The 21,763-nt window shown below is 64.5% G+C and carries 24 protein-coding genes; 12 read left to right on the forward strand and 12 right to left on the reverse strand.

Annotated elements, in window-relative coordinates; genetic code table 11:
* Positions 1-35 precede the first annotated feature (35 nt).
* From ACP159_RS03720 to ACP159_RS03735, 4 genes are read left to right on the forward strand one after another with little or no spacing between them, the layout of a single operon-like run.
* A complete protein-coding gene (locus ACP159_RS03720) occupies positions 36-272 on the forward strand; it encodes a BolA/IbaG family iron-sulfur metabolism protein (RefSeq protein WP_425098295.1) in 237 nt (78 codons plus the stop codon).
* Between the two features lie 13 nt (positions 273-285).
* The gene (locus tag ACP159_RS03725) at positions 286-516 is read left to right on the forward strand and encodes a hypothetical protein (RefSeq protein ID WP_425098296.1); all 231 of its coding nucleotides are present in this window, start codon (positions 286-288) and stop codon (positions 514-516) included.
* A complete protein-coding gene (gene grxD, locus ACP159_RS03730) occupies positions 513-875 on the forward strand; it encodes a Grx4 family monothiol glutaredoxin (protein ID WP_425098297.1) in 363 nt (120 codons plus the stop codon). The genes ACP159_RS03725 and grxD overlap by 4 nt, the downstream gene beginning before the upstream one ends.
* A gap of 58 nt (positions 876-933) precedes the next feature.
* On the forward strand, positions 934-1,341 hold the full coding sequence (locus ACP159_RS03735) for a hypothetical protein (RefSeq protein ID WP_425098298.1): 408 nt from the start codon (positions 934-936) through the stop codon (positions 1,339-1,341).
* 37 nt (positions 1,342-1,378) lie between these two features.
* Here the strand turns inward: ACP159_RS03735 and ACP159_RS03740 are convergent, their stop codons facing one another.
* Entirely contained in the window at positions 1,379-1,786 is a 408-nt protein-coding gene (locus ACP159_RS03740; RefSeq protein ID WP_425098299.1) for a cell division protein ZapA, read from the reverse strand.
* Complete coding sequence (locus ACP159_RS03745; protein WP_425098300.1) at positions 1,786-2,439, reverse strand: hypothetical protein; 654 nt, start codon at positions 2,437-2,439, stop codon at positions 1,786-1,788. Before ACP159_RS03745 ends, ACP159_RS03740 begins: the two co-directional genes overlap by 1 nt.
* A 291-nt stretch (positions 2,440-2,730) precedes the next feature.
* Between ACP159_RS03745 and tkt the strand changes: the two genes are divergently transcribed.
* Both tkt and ACP159_RS03755 read left to right on the forward strand, forming a co-directional pair.
* Positions 2,731-4,707 (forward strand): transketolase, encoded by a 1,977-nt coding sequence (tkt, locus tag ACP159_RS03750; RefSeq protein WP_425098674.1) that lies wholly within the window; start codon positions 2,731-2,733, stop codon positions 4,705-4,707.
* 196 nt (positions 4,708-4,903) lie between these two features.
* Complete coding sequence (locus ACP159_RS03755) at positions 4,904-6,472, forward strand: Ppx/GppA family phosphatase (protein WP_425098301.1); 1,569 nt, start codon at positions 4,904-4,906, stop codon at positions 6,470-6,472.
* 6 nt (positions 6,473-6,478) lie between these two features.
* Here the strand turns inward: ACP159_RS03755 and ACP159_RS03760 are convergent, their stop codons facing one another.
* From ACP159_RS03760 to ACP159_RS03785, 6 genes are all read right to left on the reverse strand, one after another.
* Complete coding sequence (locus tag ACP159_RS03760) at positions 6,479-6,847, reverse strand: hypothetical protein (protein WP_425098302.1); 369 nt, start codon at positions 6,845-6,847, stop codon at positions 6,479-6,481.
* Between the two features lie 39 nt (positions 6,848-6,886).
* Entirely contained in the window at positions 6,887-7,522 is a 636-nt protein-coding gene (locus tag ACP159_RS03765) for an aspartate/glutamate racemase family protein (protein WP_425098303.1), read from the reverse strand.
* Complete coding sequence (locus ACP159_RS03770; protein ID WP_425098304.1) at positions 7,519-8,358, reverse strand: ABC transporter permease; 840 nt, start codon at positions 8,356-8,358, stop codon at positions 7,519-7,521. Before ACP159_RS03770 ends, ACP159_RS03765 begins: the two co-directional genes overlap by 4 nt.
* A 90-nt stretch (positions 8,359-8,448) precedes the next feature.
* Positions 8,449-9,270, reverse strand: a complete 822-nt coding sequence (locus tag ACP159_RS03775) for an ABC transporter permease (RefSeq protein WP_425098675.1) — start codon at positions 9,268-9,270, stop codon at positions 8,449-8,451.
* A gap of 100 nt (positions 9,271-9,370) precedes the next feature.
* The gene (locus ACP159_RS03780) at positions 9,371-10,630 is read right to left on the reverse strand and encodes an ABC transporter substrate-binding protein (RefSeq protein WP_425098305.1); all 1,260 of its coding nucleotides are present in this window, start codon (positions 10,628-10,630) and stop codon (positions 9,371-9,373) included.
* Positions 10,631-10,689: 59 nt separating this feature from the next.
* Positions 10,690-11,682: an ABC transporter ATP-binding protein gene (locus ACP159_RS03785; protein ID WP_425098306.1), complete on the reverse strand. Its 993-nt coding sequence runs from the start codon at positions 11,680-11,682 to the stop codon at positions 10,690-10,692.
* Positions 11,683-11,945: 263 nt separating this feature from the next.
* Here ACP159_RS03785 and ACP159_RS03790 point away from each other — a divergent pair, with 263 nt between their 5' ends.
* Positions 11,946-12,620: a GntR family transcriptional regulator gene (locus ACP159_RS03790; RefSeq protein ID WP_425098307.1), complete on the forward strand. Its 675-nt coding sequence runs from the start codon at positions 11,946-11,948 to the stop codon at positions 12,618-12,620.
* The gene (locus ACP159_RS03795; RefSeq protein WP_425098308.1) at positions 12,617-13,438 is read left to right on the forward strand and encodes a GNAT family N-acetyltransferase; all 822 of its coding nucleotides are present in this window, start codon (positions 12,617-12,619) and stop codon (positions 13,436-13,438) included. Before ACP159_RS03790 ends, ACP159_RS03795 begins: the two co-directional genes overlap by 4 nt.
* On the opposite strand, the gene ACP159_RS03800 is transcribed toward ACP159_RS03795, so the two are convergent.
* Positions 13,435-14,394: a sugar phosphate isomerase/epimerase family protein gene (locus tag ACP159_RS03800; RefSeq protein ID WP_425098309.1), complete on the reverse strand. Its 960-nt coding sequence runs from the start codon at positions 14,392-14,394 to the stop codon at positions 13,435-13,437. The genes ACP159_RS03795 and ACP159_RS03800 overlap by 4 nt on opposite strands.
* A gap of 317 nt (positions 14,395-14,711) precedes the next feature.
* Between ACP159_RS03800 and ACP159_RS03805 the strand changes: the two genes are divergently transcribed.
* Positions 14,712-15,266 carry a thioredoxin family protein gene (locus ACP159_RS03805; RefSeq protein ID WP_425098310.1) on the forward strand — a complete coding sequence of 185 codons (555 nt, stop codon included), beginning with the start codon at positions 14,712-14,714 and terminating at the stop codon, positions 15,264-15,266.
* Positions 15,263-15,919, forward strand: coding sequence for a phosphoglycolate phosphatase (gph, locus tag ACP159_RS03810; RefSeq protein WP_425098311.1), 657 nt, complete (start codon positions 15,263-15,265; stop codon positions 15,917-15,919). Before ACP159_RS03805 ends, gph begins: the two co-directional genes overlap by 4 nt.
* 52 nt (positions 15,920-15,971) lie before the next feature.
* Here the strand turns inward: gph and ACP159_RS03815 are convergent, their stop codons facing one another.
* Together ACP159_RS03815 and ACP159_RS03820 are read right to left on the reverse strand one after the other, a co-directional pair.
* Positions 15,972-17,780, reverse strand: a complete 1,809-nt coding sequence (locus ACP159_RS03815) for a methyl-accepting chemotaxis protein (RefSeq protein WP_425098312.1) — start codon at positions 17,778-17,780, stop codon at positions 15,972-15,974.
* 49 nt (positions 17,781-17,829) lie between these two features.
* A complete protein-coding gene (locus ACP159_RS03820) occupies positions 17,830-18,399 on the reverse strand; it encodes a PDC sensor domain-containing protein (protein ID WP_425098313.1) in 570 nt (189 codons plus the stop codon).
* A gap of 142 nt (positions 18,400-18,541) precedes the next feature.
* On the opposite strand from ACP159_RS03820, the gene ACP159_RS03825 reads away from it, so the two are divergent.
* On the forward strand, positions 18,542-18,871 hold the full coding sequence (locus tag ACP159_RS03825) for an SMR family transporter (RefSeq protein ID WP_425098314.1): 330 nt from the start codon (positions 18,542-18,544) through the stop codon (positions 18,869-18,871).
* A 61-nt stretch (positions 18,872-18,932) separates the two neighbouring features.
* On the opposite strand, the gene ACP159_RS03830 is transcribed toward ACP159_RS03825, so the two are convergent.
* Positions 18,933-19,514, reverse strand: a complete 582-nt coding sequence (locus ACP159_RS03830) for an outer membrane protein (RefSeq protein ID WP_425098315.1) — start codon at positions 19,512-19,514, stop codon at positions 18,933-18,935.
* A gap of 307 nt (positions 19,515-19,821) precedes the next feature.
* Between ACP159_RS03830 and typA the strand changes: the two genes are divergently transcribed.
* Complete coding sequence (typA, locus tag ACP159_RS03835; RefSeq protein ID WP_425098316.1) at positions 19,822-21,639, forward strand: translational GTPase TypA; 1,818 nt, start codon at positions 19,822-19,824, stop codon at positions 21,637-21,639.
* Positions 21,640-21,763 lie beyond the last annotated feature (124 nt).

Here is a 21,763-nt window from a genome sequence, read left to right on the forward strand (position 1 = left end):
TCAGTGACATCTGAACCACCACGGAGACCCAAGGCATGCCGATGGAGCGCCACGAAATCGAGAAACTCCTGCGCGAGACCTTTCCGGATGCCGAGATCCAGGTCGGCGGCGATGACGGCGTGCACATGTCGGCCATGGTCGTCGACGAGAGCTTTCGCGGCATGAACCGGGTGCAGCAGCAGCGGGCCGTCTATGCCGCCCTGAAGGGCAAGATGGATGGCGCCGGGGCCGAGCTGCACGCCCTCGCCCTTACGACCCGGGCGCCGGACTGACATGGACCCGGTGGTGCTGATCCTTATCCTGCTGGCGCTGATCGCCCTCGTGGCGACGGTACTGGCGGTGGTCAACCAGCGCCGTGTCCCCGGCAGCCGGGGCAGCGAGCCCGGCACCGGACATCACGAACTGACTTCCGACTATCACTCCGGGGTCGGCGGCGGACATTCCCAGACCTGGACCGTGCCGCGCGACCCGCAGGACTACGCCAAACTCTTCATACCGAAGGACGCCAGAAAATGAGCGACGCAAAGACGCTGATCGACGAAACGGTCAAAGCCAATGACGTGGTGCTGTACATGAAAGGCACCAAGTCCATGCCCCAATGCGGTTTTTCCAGCCGCGTGGCGGGTGTGCTGAACTACATGGCGGTGGACTTCAAGGACGTGAACGTCCTCGAAGACGACGCCATCCGGCAGGGGATCAAGGAATACTCCGACTGGCCGACCATCCCGCAACTCTACGTCAAGGGCGAGTTCGTCGGCGGCTGCGACATCATCACCGAGATGACCCTTTCGGGAGAACTCGACACGCTGTTCGAGCAAAGCGGCGTCTCCTACGACAAGGCGGCTGCGGAAAAGATCCGCGAAGCCAACGCCTGATCCTGCGCCGGGGGCGGACCAAACTGGCCCGCGCCCCCGGCACCACACGGAGACCGGGGTGAAGAACACGTCGCTCCATGGCTATTCGGGAAAGCCGCTGTTCGGAAAACTCGGCCTGAAACCCGGAATGCGCAGCCTCGCGCTGAATGCCCCGGCGCATTACCCGGACCTTCTGGCGGGCTTGGAAGGGGTCGATTGGATCGACCCTCCTGGGTCCGCAGACTTCGTTCACCTGTTCTGCGCCAACCGTGCCGCGCTGCAAACCGGGGCACCAGAGGCGCTGACCTTCGTTCGGGACGGCGGGATGTTCTGGGTCTCCTGGCCCAAGAAATCCTCACCCCTGTTCATCGACCTGACCGAAGACGGGCTGCGCGACGTGCTGCTGCCAACCGGCTGGGTGGATGTGAAGGTTTGCGCGGTCGATCAGGACTGGTCGGGGCTCAAGTTCCTGCGCCGCCGGGCGTGAACTTGCGCGGCGGGCATCACCCGGCCCGCCCCACGCTTCAGCCGACCTTCAGCTTTTCGTCAACCGTGTCCGCCAGCGACTCGATCCGGGCCGCGATCTCCGCCAGTCCGTCGGTCACGTCATCCGGGATCACCGGCACTTCGACCCGTTCCGGTTCCGGCGGCGGCGCGCTGCGCAGACGGTCGATTTCGCCTTGCAGGGCGATCATGCGGTCCTCCGCCTCGCGCAGCCGCTCCTCCAGCCCGGCGGTCTTGTCCGCCAGCATCAGGCCCGCCATCAGCAGCATGCGGGCTTCCGGCATGCGCCCGATCTGCTGGACCAGCACCTGCGCCTCCGAATCGAGAAGACCAGCGGCGGAGAGCAGGAATTGTTCCTCTCCCTTCTGGCAGGCGACTTCGAAGGTGCGGCCGCCAATATGGATCGGGACTTCGATCTGTACGGACATCACACGCTCTCCTGTTCTGCTGCCGTCTGCGCACCCGCGCCGCCCAGTAGCGGCGTCAGAGCCTCCAGCACCGCCCGCGCTTCCGCCGCCTCGGCACTCCGCGCGGCGCGGAGCGCACCCAGTTCGACAGCCATCGCCTCGTTGATCAGCGCCGGGTTGGCCAGCGCCCCGGCATTGGCCTCGCGCAGCGCGGCCACCGTTGCCGTCAGCGCCTCGTTCGCGGCCCGTAGCCCCTGCAGTTCGCCGTCGAGCTGGCTCAGCGCCTCGCGGCCCGCCGCCAGTTGCTCGCGCAGCGTCGCGGTCTCGTTGTCCTGCCGCTCGCCCAGGGTTCGCAGACGTTCCTCCAGCTGGGCGTTGGCCAGCTTCTCGTCCTCCAGCGCCTCGCGCAGCTGCGCCAGTTCCTCGGGGTCTGCGGCCGGGGCGGCAGGCTCCGGCTCCGGTACAGGCTCGGGCTCCGGCATGGCTTCCATGGCGGCCCGCATCTCCAGCATCTCTGCCCGAAGCTCTTCTGCCTCGGTCATCGACTTCTCGGTCTGCGCCCGCATGGCGGCCAGTTCGGCGGCCACCGCGCCGGGCTCCCACCGATCCAATCCTGTCCCGATGCGATCCAGCGCACGGGTGATCCGCGCCTGCAACTCGTCTATCTGAGCCATTCCGCTCCCCTCAATGAACCCTCGGACGATCCTGTGCGAGGCGTTCTGCGAATCGCCTCCGGACCTTTGCCCCGCAGTTTAGCAAGAGCACGCAAAAATTGCGCCCCCTTGTCTTTCAAGTGCTTGGCCGCCGCTCTTCATGTTATCCGCGCCGCCCGGTTCCCGCTTTGCTTGAACTTCGCCGCCACGCTGCTATTGAGCGTCCCAGCCGCTCAATTTCCGTCACTGCAGCCCGTAAGGACAACACACGTGGACATTCAACAGCTTCGCAGCAGCAATCCCGATCACTGGATGCGCGCCACGGCCATCAGAGCCCTCGCCCTCGATGCCGTCGCGGCGGCCAATTCCGGCCATTCCGGCGCACCCATCGGCATGGCCGATGTCGCCACCGTGCTTTTTGGCAACCATTTGAAATACGACGCGGCCCGCCCCGACTGGCACGACCGTGACCGCTTCATCCTGTCCGCTGGTCATGGCTCCATGCTGATCTATGCCCTGCTCTATCTCTCGGGCGATCCCGAAGTGACGCTGGACGAGGTGAAAAACTTCCGTCAGTGGGGCGCGAAGACCGCCGGTCACCCGGAGAACTTCCTTCTGAAGGCTGTCGAGACCACCACCGGCCCGCTCGGCCAGGGCATCTCCAACTCGGTCGGTTTCGCCATGGCGGAGGAAATGCTCCGCGCCCGCTTCGGCAAGAAGCTGGTGGATCACTACACCTATGTCATCGCCGGCGATGGCTGCCTGATGGAAGGCGTGAGCCAGGAAGCCATCGGCCTTGCCGGGCGCTATGGTCTCAGCAAGCTCATCGTCTTCTGGGACAACAACGACATCACCATCGACGGCAAGGTCTCCCTCTCGGACAAGACCGACCAGGTCGCCCGCTTCAAGGCGTCCGGCTGGCACGTTCAGGAAATCGACGGCCATGACCCGGCGGCCATCGACGCGGCCATCGTCGCGGCGAAGAAAGCGAATGCCCCGTCGATGATCGCCTGCAAGACCCACATCGCACTTGGCCACGCGGCGCAGGACACCTCCAAGGGTCACGGCGCGTTGACCAACGCCGATCAGAACACCGCGGCCAAGGAGAACTGGGGCTGGGCCTCGGGTCCGTTCGAGACGCCGAAAGAGGTGCTCGACTGGTGGCGCGCCACCGGTTCGCGGGGCGCGGCGGATCGCGCGGGATGGGAAGCCCGCCTCGGTGAGCAGAGCAGCCAGCGTCAAGCCGAGTTCGAGCGCGTGATGACCGGCCAGGCGCCGAAGAAGCTGTCCGCCACCGTCAAGGCGCTGAAGAAGCAGCTGTCGGAGAGCAAGCCGAGCGTCGCGACCCGCAAGGCCTCGGAAATGGCGCTGGAAGTGATCAACCCGATCATGCCCGAAACCATTGGCGGCTCCGCCGACCTCACCGGCTCCAACAACACGCTGACCGGCGACATGGGCAAGTTCGACGTGGACAACCGCAAGGGCCGCTACGTCTACTGGGGCATCCGCGAGCACGGCATGGCGGCGGCGATGAACGGTATGAGCCTGCATGGCGGCGTGCGTCCCTACGGCGGCACCTTCATGGCCTTCACAGACTACGCCCGCCCGGCGATGCGCCTCGCCGCGCTGATGCACACGCCGACCATCTTCGTGATGACCCATGATTCCATCGGTCTGGGCGAGGACGGCCCGACGCACCAGCCGGTCGAGCATCTGGCGATCAGCCGCGCGACGCCGAACACCCTGGTGTTCCGCCCCGCCGACGCGGTGGAGACCGCCGAAGCCTGGGAAATTGCGCTGAACCAGACCGCGACGCCGTCCGTGCTGTCGCTGACGCGCCAGAACCTGCCGACCGTGCGCACCGAGCACAAGACTTCGAACCTGTCGGAGAAGGGCGCCTATGTGCTCGCCGAGGCGGAAGGCAAACGGCAGGCGATCATCATCGCCACCGGCTCCGAGGTGGAAATCGCCCTCGCCGCCCGCGATGCACTGCAGGCCGAGGGCATCGGCACCCGCGTCGTCTCCATGCCCTGCATGGAGCTGTTCGCGGCGCAGGACGAAAGCTACCGCCGCCGGGTGCTGCCCGCCGGTCCGGTCCGCGTCGGCGTCGAAGCGGCGGTCCGGCAGGGCTGGGACCGCTGGCTGCTGGGCGAGCGTGGCCGCGAACAGAAAGCGGATTTCGTCGGCATGGACAGCTTCGGCGCCTCGGCCCCGGCAGAGACCCTCTACGAGAAATTCGGCATCACCGCCGAAAATGTCGCGTCCAAGGTCAAAGCCCTGCTGGGCTGATCCACCACGCGTGAAAAACACCAAGGGCCGGGGAATTTCCCCGGCCTTTTTCGTGACTTGCGCCTGTCCGCGCCACTGGTTTCGCGGTGCGGTCCGACCAAGAGTGACGTAAGGTCAACTTTTACAGTGACTTTACCCTCTTGCCCCTGCCCCGTGCTTTGGGCCATTCCGGACCCGTGCGAGGCGGAGGTCGACCATGAACGCAAACTACGACACGGACCATCCCGAGTGGGGCCCGTTCGGCAGGCCGATCTTCGACGATCCCAGCGCCGAGCATCTCAAACGGGTCGGCGTTGTCGACATCGGCTCCAACTCCGTCCGCCTCGTGGTGTTCGACGGCGCGGCTCGCAGCCCGGCGTATTTCTACAATGAAAAGGTGATGTGCGGCCTCGGCGCGGGCATGGCCGAGAGCGGCCGTCTCAATCCCGAAGGCAAGAAACGCTGTCTTGCGGCGATGAAGCGATTCCGCCTGCTGGCCGATGGCATGGAACTGCCCGAACTGTCGGTCGTCGCCACCGCCGCCATGCGCGAGGCGGAGGACGGCCCCGCGTTCCAGAAAGAGCTGGAGAAGGCCACCGGTCTCAAGGTCCATGTCATCGACGGCGAGGAGGAGGCGCGGCTTTCGGCGCAGGGCGTGCTGCTCGGCTGGCCCGGCGCCTATGGCCTCGTCTGCGATATTGGTGGCTCCTCCATGGAACTGGCGGAAATCGACGACGGCAAGGTCGGAAAATGCATTACCTCGCCGCTGGGCCCCCTGAAATTCAAGGACATGGCCGGGGGCGCGGACGCCCGCAAGGCCTATATCAAGGGCATCATCAAGGATCTGGCGGAGTTCATGGGGGCGCAGAACGACCGCCTCTTCCTCGTCGGAGGCAGCTGGCGCGCCATCGCCCGGATCGACATGGAACGCCGCGGCTATCCGCTCCACGTCCTGCACGAATACCGCATGGACGTGCAGACCGTCTCCGACACGCTGGCCTTCATCGCGCAGGCCGATCTCGAGGACCTGCGCAAGGCCTGCTCGATTTCCTCCGCCCGGATGGAGCTTGTCCCCTTTGCGGCCGAGGTGCTCGCCCGGCTCATCAAGACCTTCCAGCCCAAGGACATCGCGATTTCCAGCTACGGCATCCGCGAAGGCCTGCTCTACGAACAGATGTCGCAGGAAATCCGCGAGCGCGATCCGCTGATCGAGGCCTGCCGGGCCATCGAGGCCAAGGACGCCCGCCTGCCCGGCTTCGGCGCCCGTCTCTACCGCTTCGTCTCGCCGCTCTTTCCCGACGCCGACGCGGCCCGCCAGCGGATCATCCGCGCTGCTTGCCTGCTGCATGACGTCAGCTGGCGCGCGCATCCCGATTATCGCGCCGAAGTCTGCTTCGACAATTCGACCCGGGCCAATCTCGGCGGGCTCAAGCATTCCGAGCGCATCTATCTCGGTCTCGCACTGCTGCACCGTTATCGCAACAAGCGCGAGGGCACGCATTTCGAAAGCATGTACGGCCTGCTGACCGAAGCCAAGCAGACCGAAGCGGAAGTTCTGGGCAAGGCCATGCGGCTCGGCGCCATGCTCTGGATGACCGATCCGGGACAGGACAAGGCGCGGCTGAGCTGGGACAACTGGACAAAGCGCCTGTGCCTGCACCTGTCACCGGACACCTCAGCCCTGTTTGGCGAGGTGACGGAATCGCGGCTGAAATCGCTGGGCGAGTCGCTCGGGGCGGAAACCGTGGACTTCGAAGTGATCGAAGAAGAGCCGGATCACGACTGAGGCGCGTCAGAGCTCGATCTCTTCGCCCCGGCCCGCGTCTTCGTCTGGCTTGCGCATCTCGTCCGGGGTCTTCTTGCGCATGATGATGTCGCCGTTCGGCAGCATCTCCGGCGGGTGGTAGCTGGACCAGTCCTGAACCTGACCCATAAGGTCGCGCAACGCCGGCCCCATTTCCTGGGCGAAGTCCTTCATCATCGGGCGCAGCTCGCCCGCCATGTCGTCGAGGTCCTTCAGCGCCGGTTCCAGCTCGGTCATCAGCCCGCGCATGAACAGCTTCATGCCCTGTTCCATCAGACTGCCGCCGTCCTCCTCCTGCGCGGTTGCAGGCGCGGCGAACAGGCACAGGGCGAAAATCGAGGGCGCGATCTGTCTCATACCGCGAATATAGGCCCGCGCCGCGTGTTTGATAAGGGGTCAGAGCGCCGCCGCCATGGCCACCGCCGCGCGGACGCCGTCGATCATGCGCACCTGCGTGCCCTGCCCGGCCCGTGCAGCGATGTCGACCATGCCGCCACAGCCCAGAACCACGCTGCGTATGTCGTCCTCGGCCTCCGCCCGCCGCACTTCGGCCAGCACCTTCTGCGTCGCCGCTTCCGGGTCCTCCTCCAGCGCCAGGACCGGCACCTCGCTGGCCCGCATCTTTGCCAGATAGGCCCCGAGGCCATAGCGCCGGACGTTGCCCTCCAGCACCGGCAGCGACACCGAGAGCGTCGTCACAACCGAAAACCGCCCGCCCACGGCAATCGCCGTCAGGTAAGCCGCCTGCCCGATGCCGAGCACGGGACAGTCCACCAGCGCCCGCGCTTCCTCGAGCCCGGTGTCGTCGAAACAGCCGATGATGATGGCCTGCGCGCCCTCCGCCGCCGCCGCCTTCACGCAGTCCAGCATCGGCGGCACGGCCAGATCGCCATCTGCCGCCCCCTGGATCGCGGGCGGCCCGCCGTGGTTCGTCATGCCCTCGATGCGCACGCCCGGCGCCACCTGCCGCGCCACCCGCAGCATGCTCTCGGTCATGGCGACGGTGCTGTTGGGGTTGATCAGGACGATCATACCAGCCCCTTGCCCTTGTCCGACCCCGCCTTCGCCTTGCGCCGTGCGCTGAGGAAGGCGATGGCGAGGAAAACCCCGATCAGCACCAGCGAGAACAGCGTCGTCAGCGTGCCGAGCGCGTAGAGCACCGGCGAGGTGACGTTCGTCGTCATACCGAAAATCTCCAGCGGCAACGTGTTGTAGCTCCCGGCGGTGAGCAGCGTGCGGGCGAATTCATCGTAGCTGAGGGTAAAGCCGAACAGGGCCACCCCGATCAGCGAGGGCGCGATGATCGGGATCACCACATGGCGCAGCGTCTGCCAGTTGGTCGCGCCAAGATCCCGCGCCGCCTCCTCATAGCTTTTGTCGAAGCGGTTGAAGACCGCGAACATGATCAGCAGGCCAAAGGGCAGCGTCCAGGTCAGCTGCGCCCCGAAGCCCGAGGTCGCCCAGTGCACCGGCAGGCCGCTCTGCGAGAAGATCAGCCCGACGCCGAGGGAGATCAGGATCGAGGGGATCACCAACGACGTGATGATCAGGTAAAACACCACCGAAGACCCGCTGAACCGCTTGCGAAACGCCAGACCGCCCATGACGGAGACCACCACCGTCGTCACCATGACCATGAGGCCAAGCGCGAGCGAGCGGCGGAAGCTGCCCCAGATGTCGCCCACCGCCTGCTGCTCGAAGAGGTCACGGAACCAGTGCAGCGAGACGCCGTTCATCGGGAAGGTCAGCCCGCCCTGCGGCCCCTGAAAACTTAGAATACCGATTGTGAGCGTCGGGCCGTAAAGGAACAGCAGGAACAGGCCAAAGAATGCGGCAAGGATATAGAACGAACGCGGACGCGGCTCCATGGATCAAAGCTCCTTCAGGGCTTGGCTTGCGATGAGGTCCCGGGTCGGGCCCGGGACTGCGTTGCGCCTGCGGTCAAGGCTCGCCATGGCTCACAGCTCCTTCCGGATGTCGACAAAGCGCAACAGGATGCCGATCACGATCAGCACCGTGCACAGCAGCACCACCGCCGTCGCCGAAGCCGACGGATAGGCAAGCAGCGCGATGTCATTGGAGATCAGCCGCCCGACGTTGGCGGACTGGCTGCCGGACATGAAGCGCACGGTGATGAAATCGCCCATCACCAGCGTGACCACGAAAATCGTGCCGATCATGATGCCGGGCTTGGTCAGCGGAATGATGACGTTCCAGAGGATCTGCACGCCGTTCGCCCCCGCATCCCGCGCCGCCTCGATCAGGGATTTGTCGATCCGCATCATGGTGTTGAAGATCGGCACCACCATGAACAGCGTGTAAAGATGCACGAAGGCGAGGATCACCGCGAAATCGCTGAACAAAAGCCACTCCACCGGCTCGTCGATCACGCCCCAGGAGATCAGCGCCGAATTGGCGATCCCGTTGCGGCCAAGAAAGGGAATCCACGAAATCATCCGGATGATGTTCGAGGTCCAGAACGGGATCGTGCACAGCAGGAACAACGCGATCTGCCAGGTCAGGCTGCGCACGTGAAAAGCCAGGAAATAGGCCACGGTAAACCCGATGGCCAAGGTGAACGCCCAGGTGATCGCCGCGTATTTGAAGGTGTTGAGAAACACCTTGTACGTCACCGGCGAGCCGAAGAGGAATTCGTAATTCTCGAAATCGAAGGCCGGAATTATGGAGAATTCCGTCGCCTGCCAGAAACTCACGATCACGATCATGACGATCGGCAGGACAAGAAAGGCCAGCAGGATCGCCATCAGCGGCGAAACCATCAGCCAACCGGTCACGTGACGGTTCAGTTGCACGCCGCCTTCCCTTCTTCTTGGCAAAAATACCCGAAAACGGGGGGCATGGCCCCCCGCCCGGACGTCATCACGAGGCGATGAACTCGTTCCACTTGCGGACCATGTACTGGTTCTCGTCCATGACCGCGTTCCAGCAGGCAACCGAGCCCATGCGATCGTAGAACGATCCGCCGTCGCGCACCTCGCCGGCCTGTGCCATGGCGTCGCCAAAGGGGTTGGTGATGGTGTCGGTGGCTTCCTTGCCCTCGAACCAGTAGCCCCACTCGTTTTCGGACATATAGGCCTTGGAGGTTTCCGGCACCGCCGAGTAGTAGCCCTGACGCATCAGGAACCCGCCGACCCAGCCGTCCAGATACCAGTTGATGTACTCATAGGCCGCGTCGCGCTCGAGACCGGTGAGCGACTTCGACAGGCCGATGCCGCCACCCCAGGAGCGGTAGCCCTCTTCCAGCGGCTGGTAGACGCAAGGAATGCCCTTGGACTTCACCGCCGTGATCGCCGGCGACCACATCGACTGGATCACGACCTCGCCGGAGGCCATCAGGTTCACGCTTTCGTCGAACGACTTCCAGAAGGCGCGGAACTGGCCGTTCTTCTTGGCCTCGGTGAAGATCGCCATGGTCAGGTCGATCTCTTCCCGGGTCATGTTGCCCTTGTCGGGGTATTTGTACTCGCCCATGGATTCCACGACCATGGCCATGTCCATGATACCAATGGAAGAAATGTCGAGAATCGACGCCTTGCCCTTGAACTCGGGGTTCAGAAGCTCCGACCAGTTCTTGATCGGACGGCCGATCAGGTCGGGACGGATGCCCAGCGTGTCGGCGTTGTAGATCGTCGGGATCAGGGTCATCCAGCCGGACTCTTCCTGCACGAAATCCTTGCCGTCGGGACCGGAGGTGAAGCCCACGGTATGCGGCGCGGTGCCCTGGGCGATCACGCTCTCCGGGGTCAGCTTACCGTTGCGGAAGATGCCGACGATCTTGTCGTAGTTCTTGATCTTCGAGGTATCCATCGGCTGCAGGTTGCCGGTCGGCCAGACCTTCTTGCAGATCCAGTATTCGATGTCGGCGATGTCGAAGCTGTCCGGCTGGGTCGCGGCGCGCTGCGTCACGCTGTCGGAGTCGAGCGCGGTCATCTCGAGCGTGAAGCCAAGATCTTCCTTCACTTTCTGCGCCACCTCGTTGAGGTTCGACACGCCTGTGCCGAACTGGCGCAGGGTCACGTCCTTGATGTTCTGCGCCCAGATCATCGGGGCGCCGAGGGTGCTGCCCGCGGCGAAGGCGGCGCCACCCTTGAGCACATTGCGTCGGGAAATCCTGGTCATTGTCTGTCTCTCCATGTTGGCTTTGTCCGGGGCTTTTTCGAATGCGCCCCCGATGGGTGTCAGGCTGTCAGTCGGTGTAGCTGTGTGTCTTCCCAGATCAGACCGACCGTCTCGCCCGGGTTGGTTGGATTGTCGAAGAAGCGGGCATCGGGCATCAGCACGATGACCTCCTGATCGCCGGCGATCCGCGCAGCGACGCTCACATGGGTGCCCTGGTACTCGACGCCCGTGACGGTGGCGTCCTGCCGACCCTGCCCCGGTGCGCCGATATTCAGCGCATCGGAGCGAATGGCGAAATGCCCGTCCTGCAAGGCCAGAACATTGTGACCACCCATGAATCGTGCAACAAACGCCGTTTTTGGTGCATTGAAGACCTCACGCGCCGGTCCGGCCTGTTCGATCAGCGCGTTGTTCATCACCACCACATCATCCGCCAGCGCCAGCGCCTCGTCTTGGCCGTGGGTGACGTGGATGAAGCTGATGCCCAGTTCGCGTTGCAGTTTCTTCAGCTCCGCCCGCATCCGGATGCGCAGGAACGGATCGAGCGCCGACAGAGGCTCATCGAGGAGCAGCACCTGAGGCCGTGTAATCAGCGCCCGCGCCAAAGCAACCCGCTGCTGTTGCCCGCCCGACAGCTGGTCCGGCAGACGGTCGGCGAGGTTGCCAAGGTCCACCAGTTCGAGCATCTCCGCCGCCTTCTTCCGCCGCGTCGGAGCATCGACTCCGGCCATCTTCTGGCTGAAGGCCACATTGTCGAGCACACTCAGATGCGGGAACAGCGCATAGCTCTGGAACATCATCGCCGTGCCCCGCTTCGCCGGTGGCAGCCTGGAGATGTCCCGACCGGCAAGCAGGATCGCGCCGTCGCTGACGCTCTCATGGCCCGCGATCATCCGCAGCGTCGACGATTTCCCGCAGCCGGACGGCCCGAGCAGGCAGGTATAGGATGCATGCTTGAAATGGTGGTTGATCGCATCGACGGCCAGCGCATCGCCGTAGCGCTTGGTCACCGAAACCAGTTCGAGATCCTGTTTGGTCGCGTCCGCTGTCATCGCCCACTCCGTAACTTTCCGCTATCCGAGCAGCGTCTTGTCGCGTCACGCCAACAAAAGCCGTCGTCTGGAACAGGGGCGTGCACAAAAATGGTCAAACTTTATGCAGTCATGGACCCGTTTGTGTAAAATTCGCTCGAAGTATTGTATACAATTTGACCGGCAATGATGTACGCACCCGCAGGGGTTGCCGCCTCGCCCCCCCTCTGCCAATGCTGATTCCGAGGGCCAGGCGGCCCGACGAACTGTATGAAGTGACTGGTATGAAACCTTCCGCCTCCAGCGAGATCGTTGCCAACGCGCTGACGCTGGCCATTCACGAGCATCGCCTCGCTCCGGGCACCAAACTGGGCGAGGACGATCTCGCGGAGATCTACGGCGTGTCCCGCACCATCGTGCGCGCCGCCCTGCAGAGCCTGTCCCACATCCAGTTGGTCGACATCCGCCGCAATCGCGGCGCCTTCGTCGCGCAGCCTTCGCCGATCGAGGCCCACGAAGTCTTCGAAGCGCGCGAGTTGCTGGAGCCACGCACCGCCCGGAACGCCGCCCTCAATGCCACGCCGAAGGACATCGAGAACCTCCGCGCGCATATCGAGGCGGAGCACGCCGCGATCCACGCCCGGGACCGGGGCCGCGCGCTGCGCCTGTCGGGCCTGTTTCACATCGAGATCGCCAGGATTGCGGGGCAGACCACCATCGCGGAATTCATCGAGACGCTGATCGCGCGCTCGTCCCTGATCATCGCGCTGTACTGGCGCCGCGAGAGCGCCCTGTGCGAAAGCCACGCCCATCATGCGCTGATCCGCGCAATCTGCGACCATGACGGGAGCGGCGCGGAAGAGCTCATGCGTTCGCACCTCGTCGATCTGCACACCGCGCTCGACCTGCGCACCCAGACCGAGGCGCCGCTGTCCCTGCGCGAGGCTTTGCAACCATGACGGTCCGGCGCCTGTCCCTCGACGCGGTGGAGACAATGCTCGACTGGGCCGCCGCCGAACGCTGGAACCCGGGTCTGGACGATGCCGCCGCGTTCCACGCTGCCGACCCCGACGGATTTTTCGTAAAGGAAGTCGCGGGCCGCCCGGTCGCCGCCGTCTGTGTGGTGAACCACACACCGGACTTCGCCTTCCTCGGCCTCTATATCGCCGCGCCGCAGGCCCGCGGCCAAGGACACGGGCTGGAGGTCTGGACCGCTGCGCTCGAGCACGCCGGATCGCGATGTGTCGGGCTCGACGGGGTGCCGCAGCAGCAGGCGAACTATCGCAAGTCGGGTTTCGTCCTGGCTGGAAAAACCGTTCGGTATCAAGGATCTCTGCCGCACATCTCCGGATCGGATGCAAGGCTGTCCTCGCCCGAAGACCTGCCGGATCTCTGTGTTCTGGACCGGATGGCCTGCGGATTCGATCGCCGGCGCTTCGCCGAGGCATGGCTGCAGAACACCGCCACGCGGCAGACCGTTCTCCTTCCGGACGGCAAGGGCTTCGCCACCTTCCGTCTCTGCCGGTCCGGCGTGAAGATCGGACCTTTTCTGGCGCATGACGCCGCAAGCGCCGACGCCTTGCTGAACGCCATCCCTTTCGGTTTTCCCGGCGGAGAGGTCTACATCGACGTCCCGGACAGCGCCGCACCCCTGACCGCCCGGCTTCGGATCATGGGGTTCACCCCGGTCTTCGAAACCGCACGCATGTACCGCCCGGCCGCGCCGGACGTGCCGCGGCGCGACTTCTATGCGACGGCGACCCTCGAACTCGGCTAGATTTCCTGCGGCATGAAATCGGAGGGCGCCACAGGCATCACAGCCTTCAACAAGGCAACCGACTTCTGAAGTCCTTCCAGGGAATTGAGGATCACATCCTCATGTTCGATGCTGAGCCACCCATCGTATCCCGCCATGCGCAGCCGGTAGCAGAACTGCCGCCACCATTCCTCGCCGTGACCAAAACCGAGCGTCACGTAGCTCCATGATCTCGCGGGAATATCCATGAGCGAGCCGCTCTCCAACAGCGATGTCACCGCCTGGACCGGCGCGTTCAGCAAAGTATCCTTGGCGTGCACATGGTACAGGGCCTCACCCAATGCCTCCACCGCTTGCAACGGGTCGGCACCCATCCAGAACAGGTGGGACGGGTCCAGGTTCGCGCCGACCACCGGACCGATGGCCTCGCGCAGTTGCATGAGGGAGGGCACATTGTACACACACTGGTTGCCGTGCAACTCCAGCGCGATCCGCTCGACACCGTTTTCCCGCGCCAGCGCGGCAATACCCGTCCAAAACGGGAACAGCACGTCCTCCCACTGATATCGCAGGATGTCCCGGGTCTCCGGGGGCCAACTCGACACGACCCAGTTGGGCATCTCGTCCGTCGGCGAACCGGCGGGCAGTCCCGACATCGTGCAGACGGTCTTGATCCCGAGTGCGCCGGCAAGCCGGATGGTCTCGACGAGGCAATCCGCCTGGCTCCGGTCCTTGGGATGCAGCGGGTTGCCGTTGGCATTGAGTGCGACGATCTCGAGATTGCGCGCCCGGAACGCGCCGGTGAACCGCGCCCGCGCCTCCGAACTGCCAAGCAACTCCGCGCGGTCCAGGTGCGGCGCCGTGGACCAGCCGCCGGTGTTCATCTCGACCCCGCTGACGCCCAGCCGCGCCGCGTGATCCAGCATATCCTCGAAACTCAACGCTCCAAGACTGTCGGAGACGAATCCCAGTTTCATGGCCGATCCTTCCTGCACATCACCGAACACCTCTAGCGCCAAAGGTTTAATGGACAGTATCCACGAAACACAATCTCGACCGCGAATCGAAAGCAACTTGCCGGTTACCCGCGCAGCCTATCTATCAAGTTGCCACTGCACGGGTCGATGCTGTCGGACACAATCGGGCCAAGAGCGGCAGGCCGCGCCGCACGCGTGCGAGATCGTCGCAGGACAGGCGGTTTACGCCTCGGATTGGTGGACAATCCTTCCGTCTGCGGCAAGACTGAACCGGCGATCCGTCGACCGGCACTCGCACCGCTTCCCGGGAGGACCACATGGCCACAACGCCCCCTGTCTGCACATTCGGATGGCCTGCGCCGGGGTTTTCCCTGCCCGCCACCGACGGCAGGATCCTGAGTCTCGATGATGTCCGGGGGCCGAAAGGCACGCTCGTGATCTTCATGTGCAACCACTGCCCCTACGTGCTCGCCGTGCTGGACCGCATGCTGCGCGACGCGCGGGCGCTTCAGTCGCGCGGCATCGGTGTGGCCGCCATTTGCTCCAACGACCCGGTCAGCCATCCGGCAGACAGTTTCGAAAACATGGTGCGTCTGGCGGAAACCCACGATTTTCCTTTCCCTTATCTGCACGACCGGACCCAGGATGTGGCGCGCGCCTACGGCGCGGCCTGTACGCCGGATTTCTTCGGATTCGATGCCAACGACGGTCTGCAGTACCGCGGGCGGCTCGACGCGTCGCGCCGGGAGGCGGCGCCCGGCGATGTGCGCCGCGACCTTTTCGAGGCTATGGCACAGGTGGCCGAAACCGGACAGGGACCCAAGGAGCAGATCCCGTCCATGGGCTGTTCGATCAAGTGGAAAGCGGCATGAACGCGCGGATCGTCTTCGACCTCGACGGGACGCTGATCCATTCGGCGCCGGATATTCACCTCGGCGTTGCGAACATGCTCGCCGAGCAGGGTTTGGCACAGTTGGACCAGGCGACGGTGGTTTCCTTCATCGGCAATGGTCTGCCGCACCTGGCAGGGCTCGTGATGGCCGCGACCGGCATACCGGAGAACCGGCACGAGGAAATCACCGCAAGCCTGATGCGGCATTACGATGCCATCAACGGCCAGTTGACCCGGCCCTTTACCGGCGTTCCCGAGGCGCTCGACGCCCTGCGCGGCGCCGGACACCGGCTCGCCGTCTGCACGAACAAACCTGAAGCGCCTGCCCGCGACATTCTCCGGATGATGGCGCTCGACTGTTTCGATGCGGTCATCGGGGGCAATACGCTGCCACAGCGCAAGCCGGACCCGGCCCCGTTGCACGCGGCGCTGGCGGCCCTGGGGGATGGACCGGCACTCTACGTGGGTGACAGCGAGGTCGATGCCGAAACCGCGGAGCGCGCGGGGGTGCCATTTCTGCTGTTCACAGAAGGCTATCGCAAGACGCCGGCCGACTCGCTGCCGCATCTGGCGGTGTTCTCCGACTTCGCCGCCTTGCCCGGTTTGATTGAAGCCAGATTGGCCGAGATCTGACTGGAACCGCCCTCCTCGCGTGGCAGGAAGGGCGGCGTATCCGGCAAGCGGGTCAGGCCGCGTCGTCGATCAGGCGCCCGGGCGCGGTCTTCTTCGGAGTGGCGGCGGGGCCGTCCTTCTTCACGGCGACCGCCCGGTCTGCGTCCGTCCCGACACGGAACTTGCCAACCACTGCGCTCATTTCGTTGGCGTCCTCGCGCAGCATATGCGCCGCGGCGCTGGTTTCTTCGACCATGGCGGCATTCTGCTGGGTGACGCGATCGAGGTTGGTCACTCCGGTGTTGATCTCGTTGAGACCATCGGCCTGTTCACCTGCACCCGCCGCAATCTCCGCCATGAGATCGGAAATGGTGGCAACCTGGCCGACAACATCTTCGAGGGCAACCCCGGCCCGTTGCACCAGATCCACGCCATCCTTGACCCGACCCGCGGAGTCATCGATCAGATCCTTGATCTGCCTCGCGGCCTCGGCACTACGCTGCGCCAATCCGCGCACCTCGGAGGCGACGACGGCGAAGCCCTTGCCGGACTCGCCCGCCCGCGCGGCTTCCACCCCGGCATTCAGTGCGAGGAGGTTGGTCTGGAAGGCAATGTCGTCGATGACGGTGATGATCTCGACGATCTTCTCCGAACTCTTCTCGATGGCACCCATGGCGCCAACCGCCTCCTGCATGACCTCGCCATTGCTGAGCGCGGTTTCGCGCACGGTACGCACCGACACATTCACATCCTTGGCCCGGCTTGCCGCGGTCTGGACCGTCGCGAGCATCTGCTCGAGCGCCGCCGCGGTTTCCTCCAGCGTGGCGGCCTGGGTCTCGGTCCGCTGTGACAGGTCATCCGATGCGCGTGCAATCTCGTTGGCACTGCTCAGGATGTTCCCGGCGTTCTCAGAAACATTGGCGATCGCGGTGCGCAGGGTCTGAACCGCGCGGTTGTAATTCTGTCGAAGCGCTTCGTATTCCCCGGCAAAGACCTCGTCGATCTGGTGATTCAGAATGCCCTCGGCCAAGGCGTTCAATCCATCGCCAAGATGGCGCACGACGGTGACCTGGGCGTCCAGTTTCTGCACTTGTTCGGCTTCCGCCATGCGGGCAGCGCGCAGGCGCTCCATCAGACTGTCCAGATGCCGGGCGATACGACCGATCTCGTCCTGCCGCGTCGCAAGCCCCACGTCCCGGTCATAGTCGCCACGCGCGACCCCGGCGATGGTATCGCTCAACTCGTTCAGTGGCCGGCCGAGGAAGCGCCGGAGCAACACGATGGTCAGAACCATCATCCCGATGAAGATACCGGCTGCCCAGAGAACAATGGCGCGCTTGTCGCCGGCCACAAGGGCAAGGGCATGGGCGTCGGAATAGGCAAACGCCACGACACCCAGAGGCGGCTGATCCGGGGCGGCACGAACTGCGCGGGCGGTCAGCAGACCGTCGCCCTCGACAAGGGTGGTGTCCGCGTTCAGGGCGTTTCGCGCGACCTCGGCGAGAGTTTCACCCGGGGCGCCCTCCCCCATGACCTCGGTCACAATGTTCCCGGCGGCGTCGACGACGAGGATTCCCACGATGTCCTCTCCACCGGCCGCGAAGGCGGTCTGCACCTCTTCCTCGATCTTCGCCGCGGCCTTGAACCGCATGGGCGCGGCAAGCGTTCCGGACGTATTGTCCGCCGCCGCCGCCGCCCTGGCGACGATCCCGCTGCGGGCGAGGCTGTCGGCGAGCCTGGCGGATTGCATCGCCATCACGCCCGCAACCACGATGGTGGTCACGGCCATGATGGCGGCGCTGCGGACAAAGACCGACTTGAGCGCGGGTACGTTGCCGCCGATTTTTTCGTTTGCGCTTGTTGTTGACTGCTCGGTCGTCATGGGTCCGCACCTGTTTTCTTTGTTTCTTTCAGCTTCGGAAGCGCACGGGTTACATCAGCATGTCCGCGTTGACGCCGACGGTCATGGCACCGATCACCGCACCGGACGCGTCCTTCAGCGGAATCGAAATCTGCGCCTGGAAGCTCTGGCTCGACTCGTCGAACTCGATCTCGCTGAAGTGGACGGCATCCGGGCCGACAGAGTAGGTCTGCTGGAACTTGTCCTCGTCGCCCTGCCAGTAGTCGGATGTCACGCCGGAGGCCGCGACGTTGAGACCGTGGGCATCCATGATGAACACCTCGGTGATGGCACCGCCGGAGGCCATGACACGGTCGCGCAGGAAATCCGAGGCGGCATTGTGCAGGACCGGGTCGATCGTCGGAGTAGCGGCCGCACCGACCTCTGCACGCCATGCCTGGTCGAGCGCCTCGATCCGGGCGGCATCGTAGTCATGGGTCACGGCATTCTGGGCGGCGATTGCGTCGATCAGGACAGCATCATGCGCCCAAGGCATGATCTCGCTGCCGAGATAGGCCTGCATGGCCGGGTTCGGCTCACCCGCATGGGCAAGACCGGCGGTCAAGGCCAGTGCGGCGGTCAGGGAAAGGGTGAATTTCATGGTCGTCTCCTCACGGGGTTGGGTTGACGACAAAGTAGGCGGCATTTCCTGTCCTGCGGTTAAGACACCTGCGGATTGGGCTGTCTTCCGCCCCGGTTTTCAGGCAGCATTTGTCGCGAATTTGACCGATACGGACGACCTCATGCCCTACCTCATCCTCGCTCTTGCCGTGTTGGCCGAAACCATTGGCACGACCGCCCTGCAGGCCAGCCAGTCATTCACGCGGCCGCTGCCCTCTCTGGTGGTCGTCGTGGCCTATGCCACGGCCTTCTACCTGCTTGGGCAGACGTTGAAGGTCATGCCTGTCGGCATCGCCTATGCGATCTGGTCGGGGGTCGGGATCGTGCTCATTGCCGCAATCGGGTTCGTGGTCTTCGGCCAGACGCTTGACGTCGCCGCCCTGCTCGGCATGGCCATGATCCTCGGCGGTATCCTCGTCATCCACCTGTTTTCCGGCAGCGCAACCCATTGATGGCACGAAAAAGGCCCAACGGGATCACTCCCGATGGGCCTCTCGTCCGCTCTGGAGCGGATCAGAAGCGCAGCGCGCCGCGCAGCGACAGGGTATCCGCCTCGGCATCGACATTGGTAGAGCCGATATCGTTGAAGTCGTGGCGCAGGTATTCGGCACCAACGGTGAACCGCTCGGTCACCTTGTAATCCATACCGACGCCATAGACGGCGCCCTCGGCGTCGCCGATGCCGGTGTCAGCCCAGGCATAGCCGGCAGTCGCGTAGAGCAGCGCAGGACCGGCATCATAGCCGCCGCGCGCCTTCAGGCGCCAGACGTCGTTCACGTCAACGCCGCCCAGGTCGAAATCGTCGGTGGCCTGGTATTCGAGTTCCGCACCGGCGACGAACTGACCGAAGTCGTAATCGTAGCCGCCGAACAGGCCGTAGACCGTGCCATCGTCCTGAACGCCGCCCGCTTCCATGTCGAGCTTGCCGAAGCTCAGACCGGCATAGGGGCCAGTCCAGTCGCCCGACGGCATGACCGGGGCCACGGCAACAGGCGTGGTCGCGACCGGCTCCACGACCGGATCTTCCAGGCTTCCGGCCATGGCCATGCCAGTCATGAGGGAGACGCCGGTGGCGAGGGTGATAAGGGTTTTCATGTCTCTGCTCCTTGGTCTTTCACTTACGGCTTCCGCGCAGCCTTCTGTGGTCCGCTGCGCGCCGTCTGGGTGGGAAATGGGTGAACCCGGGACAAAGTTCCAATCACGGCTCCGGCATGGGACGGGAGACATGCGTGATCGGCAAACCCCTGCCACGTATCGGCAATTTGTCGCCGGGGATTGTTTCAGACCGCTGACGCCGCGTCATGGCACCTCGGGCTTTTCACCCGTGTGACGCATCGCCTCTGGCCTTTTCTGCACAAGCACGGTAGGGCGCGCGCAAGCCTCTCAAAGGACATTCGGACATATGGACCTGCGTAACATCGCGATCATCGCGCACGTCGACCACGGCAAGACCACTCTGGTTGACGAACTTCTGAAACAATCCGGCGCCTTCCGCGCCAACCAGGCCGTGGCGGAACGCGCCATGGACTCCAATGATCTCGAACGCGAGCGCGGCATCACCATCTTTGCCAAGCCGACGTCGGTCGAGTGGAAGAACACCCGGATCAACATCGTCGACACCCCCGGCCACGCCGATTTCGGCGGCGAGGTGGAGCGCATCCTGTCGATGGTGGACGGGGTTGTGCTGCTGGTGGACGCCGCCGAAGGCCCGATGCCGCAGACCAAGTTCGTGACGTCGAAGGCGCTGCGCCTCGGTCTGCGCCCCATCGTGGTGCTGAACAAGGTCGACAAGCCCGACGCGGAGCCGGACCGGGCGCTCGACGAGTGCTTCGACCTCTTCGCCTCGCTCGACGCCGACGAGGACCAGCTCGACTTCCCGCACATGTATGCCTCGGGCCGCAATGGCTGGGCCGACAACGAGCTCGACGGCCCGCGCAAGAACCTCGATGCGCTATTCAAGCTGATCATCGACCACGTTCCCGCGCCCAAGCAGATCAAGAAGCAGGGTGACGACTTCCGGATGCTGGCCACCACGCTCGGCGCCGACCCCTTCGTCGGCCGTCTGCTGACCGGCCGTGTCGAGACCGGCAAAATCAAGGTCGGCGCCACGGTGCAGGCCCTCTCCCGCATCGGCCAGAAGATCGAGCAGTTCCGCGTGACGAAGATCCAGGCCTTCCGGGGCCTCTCCATGCAGGACATCGACGAAGCCGTTGCCGGTGACATCGTCTCCCTTGCAGGCATGTCGAAAGCCACCGTGGCGGACACCATCTGCGCCCTGGCCGTGGACGAACCGCTCGAAGCCCAGCCCATCGACCCGCCCACCATCACCGTCACCTTCGGCATCAACGACAGCCCGCTCGCTGGCCGTGACGGCAAGAAGGTGCAGTCCCGCGTCATCCGCGACCGCCTCTACAAGGAAGCGGAATCGAACGTCGCCATCAAGATCAAGGACACGCCGGGCGGCGAGGCATTCGAGGTCTCCGGCCGGGGCGAACTGCAGATGGGCGTCCTCATCGAGAACATGCGCCGCGAGGGGTTCGAGCTGTCGATCTCCCGCCCGCAGGTCATCATGAAGGAAGTCGACGGCAAGATGATGGAGCCGGTCGAGGAAGCCACCATCGACGTCGATGACGAATACTCCGGCGCGGTGATCGAGAAGATCACCGGTCACCGCAAGGGCGAGCTGGTCGAGATGCGCCCAGCAGGCGCAGGCAAGACCCGCATCATCGCGCATGTGCCCTCCCGCGGCCTCATCGGCTATCACGGCGAATTCCTCACGGACACCCGCGGCACCGGCGTGCTGAACCGCGTCTTCCACGGCTGGACCCCGCACAAGGGCCCGATTCCGGGCCGCCGTCAGGGCGTGCTGATCTCCATGGAGAACGGCGAGGCCGTGGCCTATGCGCTGTGGAACCTCGAAGAGCGCGGCAAGATGATGATCGGCGCGCAGGCTCCGGTCTACACCGGCATGATCATCGGCGAGCATTCCCGCGACAACGATCTTGAGGTGAACCCGCTCAAGGGCAAGAAGCTGACGAACGTGCGCGCGTCCGGTACGGACGAAGCGGTCCGCCTGACCACGCCGATGTCGCTCTCGCTTGAGGAGGCCATCGCCTACATCAACGACGACGAATTGGTGGAAGTCACCCCGAACGCTGTCCGCCTGCGCAAGCGTTACCTCGACCCGCACGAGCGCAAGCGGATGTCCAAGGCGCTGTAAGTACATGCACCGGAAAACCCGAAAGGCGGCCCTTGTGGCCGCCTTTTTGCTGGCGCAGCAAGGATTTCTGCGGACGCACTGCCTGGTGGAATCCCTTACCCAACACCCGCGCAGGTAGACTCTG

This window comes from Tropicibacter sp. S64 (genome assembly GCF_049803835.1).
GTDB lineage: Bacteria > Pseudomonadota > Alphaproteobacteria > Rhodobacterales > Rhodobacteraceae > Pacificoceanicola.

Bases quoted from the DNA above. Each gene is read 5' to 3' on its own strand.
- ACP159_RS03720 (WP_425098295.1), top strand. From the start codon at position 36: ATGCCGATGGAGCGCCACGAAATCGAGAAACTCCTGCGCGAGACCTTT.
- grxD (WP_425098297.1), top strand. From the start codon at position 513: ATGAGCGACGCAAAGACGCTGATCGACGAAACGGTCAAAGCCAATGAC.
- ACP159_RS03740 (WP_425098299.1), bottom strand. From the start codon at position 1,786: ATGTCCGTACAGATCGAAGTCCCGATCCATATTGGCGGCCGCACCTTC.
- ACP159_RS03745 (WP_425098300.1), bottom strand. From the start codon at position 2,439: ATGGCTCAGATAGACGAGTTGCAGGCGCGGATCACCCGTGCGCTGGAT.
- tkt (WP_425098674.1), top strand. From the start codon at position 2,731: ATGCGCGCCACGGCCATCAGAGCCCTCGCCCTCGATGCCGTCGCGGCG.
- ACP159_RS03755 (WP_425098301.1), top strand. From the start codon at position 4,904: ATGAACGCAAACTACGACACGGACCATCCCGAGTGGGGCCCGTTCGGC.
- ACP159_RS03760 (WP_425098302.1), bottom strand. From the start codon at position 6,847: ATGAGACAGATCGCGCCCTCGATTTTCGCCCTGTGCCTGTTCGCCGCG.
- ACP159_RS03765 (WP_425098303.1), bottom strand. From the start codon at position 7,522: ATGATCGTCCTGATCAACCCCAACAGCACCGTCGCCATGACCGAGAGC.
- ACP159_RS03770 (WP_425098304.1), bottom strand. From the start codon at position 8,358: ATGGAGCCGCGTCCGCGTTCGTTCTATATCCTTGCCGCATTCTTTGGC.
- ACP159_RS03775 (WP_425098675.1), bottom strand. From the start codon at position 9,270: ATGGTTTCGCCGCTGATGGCGATCCTGCTGGCCTTTCTTGTCCTGCCG.
- ACP159_RS03780 (WP_425098305.1), bottom strand. From the start codon at position 10,630: ATGACCAGGATTTCCCGACGCAATGTGCTCAAGGGTGGCGCCGCCTTC.
- ACP159_RS03785 (WP_425098306.1), bottom strand. From the start codon at position 11,682: ATGACAGCGGACGCGACCAAACAGGATCTCGAACTGGTTTCGGTGACC.
- ACP159_RS03790 (WP_425098307.1), top strand. From the start codon at position 11,946: ATGAAACCTTCCGCCTCCAGCGAGATCGTTGCCAACGCGCTGACGCTG.
- ACP159_RS03795 (WP_425098308.1), top strand. From the start codon at position 12,617: ATGACGGTCCGGCGCCTGTCCCTCGACGCGGTGGAGACAATGCTCGAC.
- ACP159_RS03800 (WP_425098309.1), bottom strand. From the start codon at position 14,394: ATGAAACTGGGATTCGTCTCCGACAGTCTTGGAGCGTTGAGTTTCGAG.
- ACP159_RS03805 (WP_425098310.1), top strand. From the start codon at position 14,712: ATGGCCACAACGCCCCCTGTCTGCACATTCGGATGGCCTGCGCCGGGG.
- gph (WP_425098311.1), top strand. From the start codon at position 15,263: ATGAACGCGCGGATCGTCTTCGACCTCGACGGGACGCTGATCCATTCG.
- ACP159_RS03815 (WP_425098312.1), bottom strand. From the start codon at position 17,780: ATGACGACCGAGCAGTCAACAACAAGCGCAAACGAAAAAATCGGCGGC.
- ACP159_RS03820 (WP_425098313.1), bottom strand. From the start codon at position 18,399: ATGAAATTCACCCTTTCCCTGACCGCCGCACTGGCCTTGACCGCCGGT.
- ACP159_RS03825 (WP_425098314.1), top strand. From the start codon at position 18,542: ATGCCCTACCTCATCCTCGCTCTTGCCGTGTTGGCCGAAACCATTGGC.
- ACP159_RS03830 (WP_425098315.1), bottom strand. From the start codon at position 19,514: ATGAAAACCCTTATCACCCTCGCCACCGGCGTCTCCCTCATGACTGGC.
- typA (WP_425098316.1), top strand. From the start codon at position 19,822: ATGGACCTGCGTAACATCGCGATCATCGCGCACGTCGACCACGGCAAG.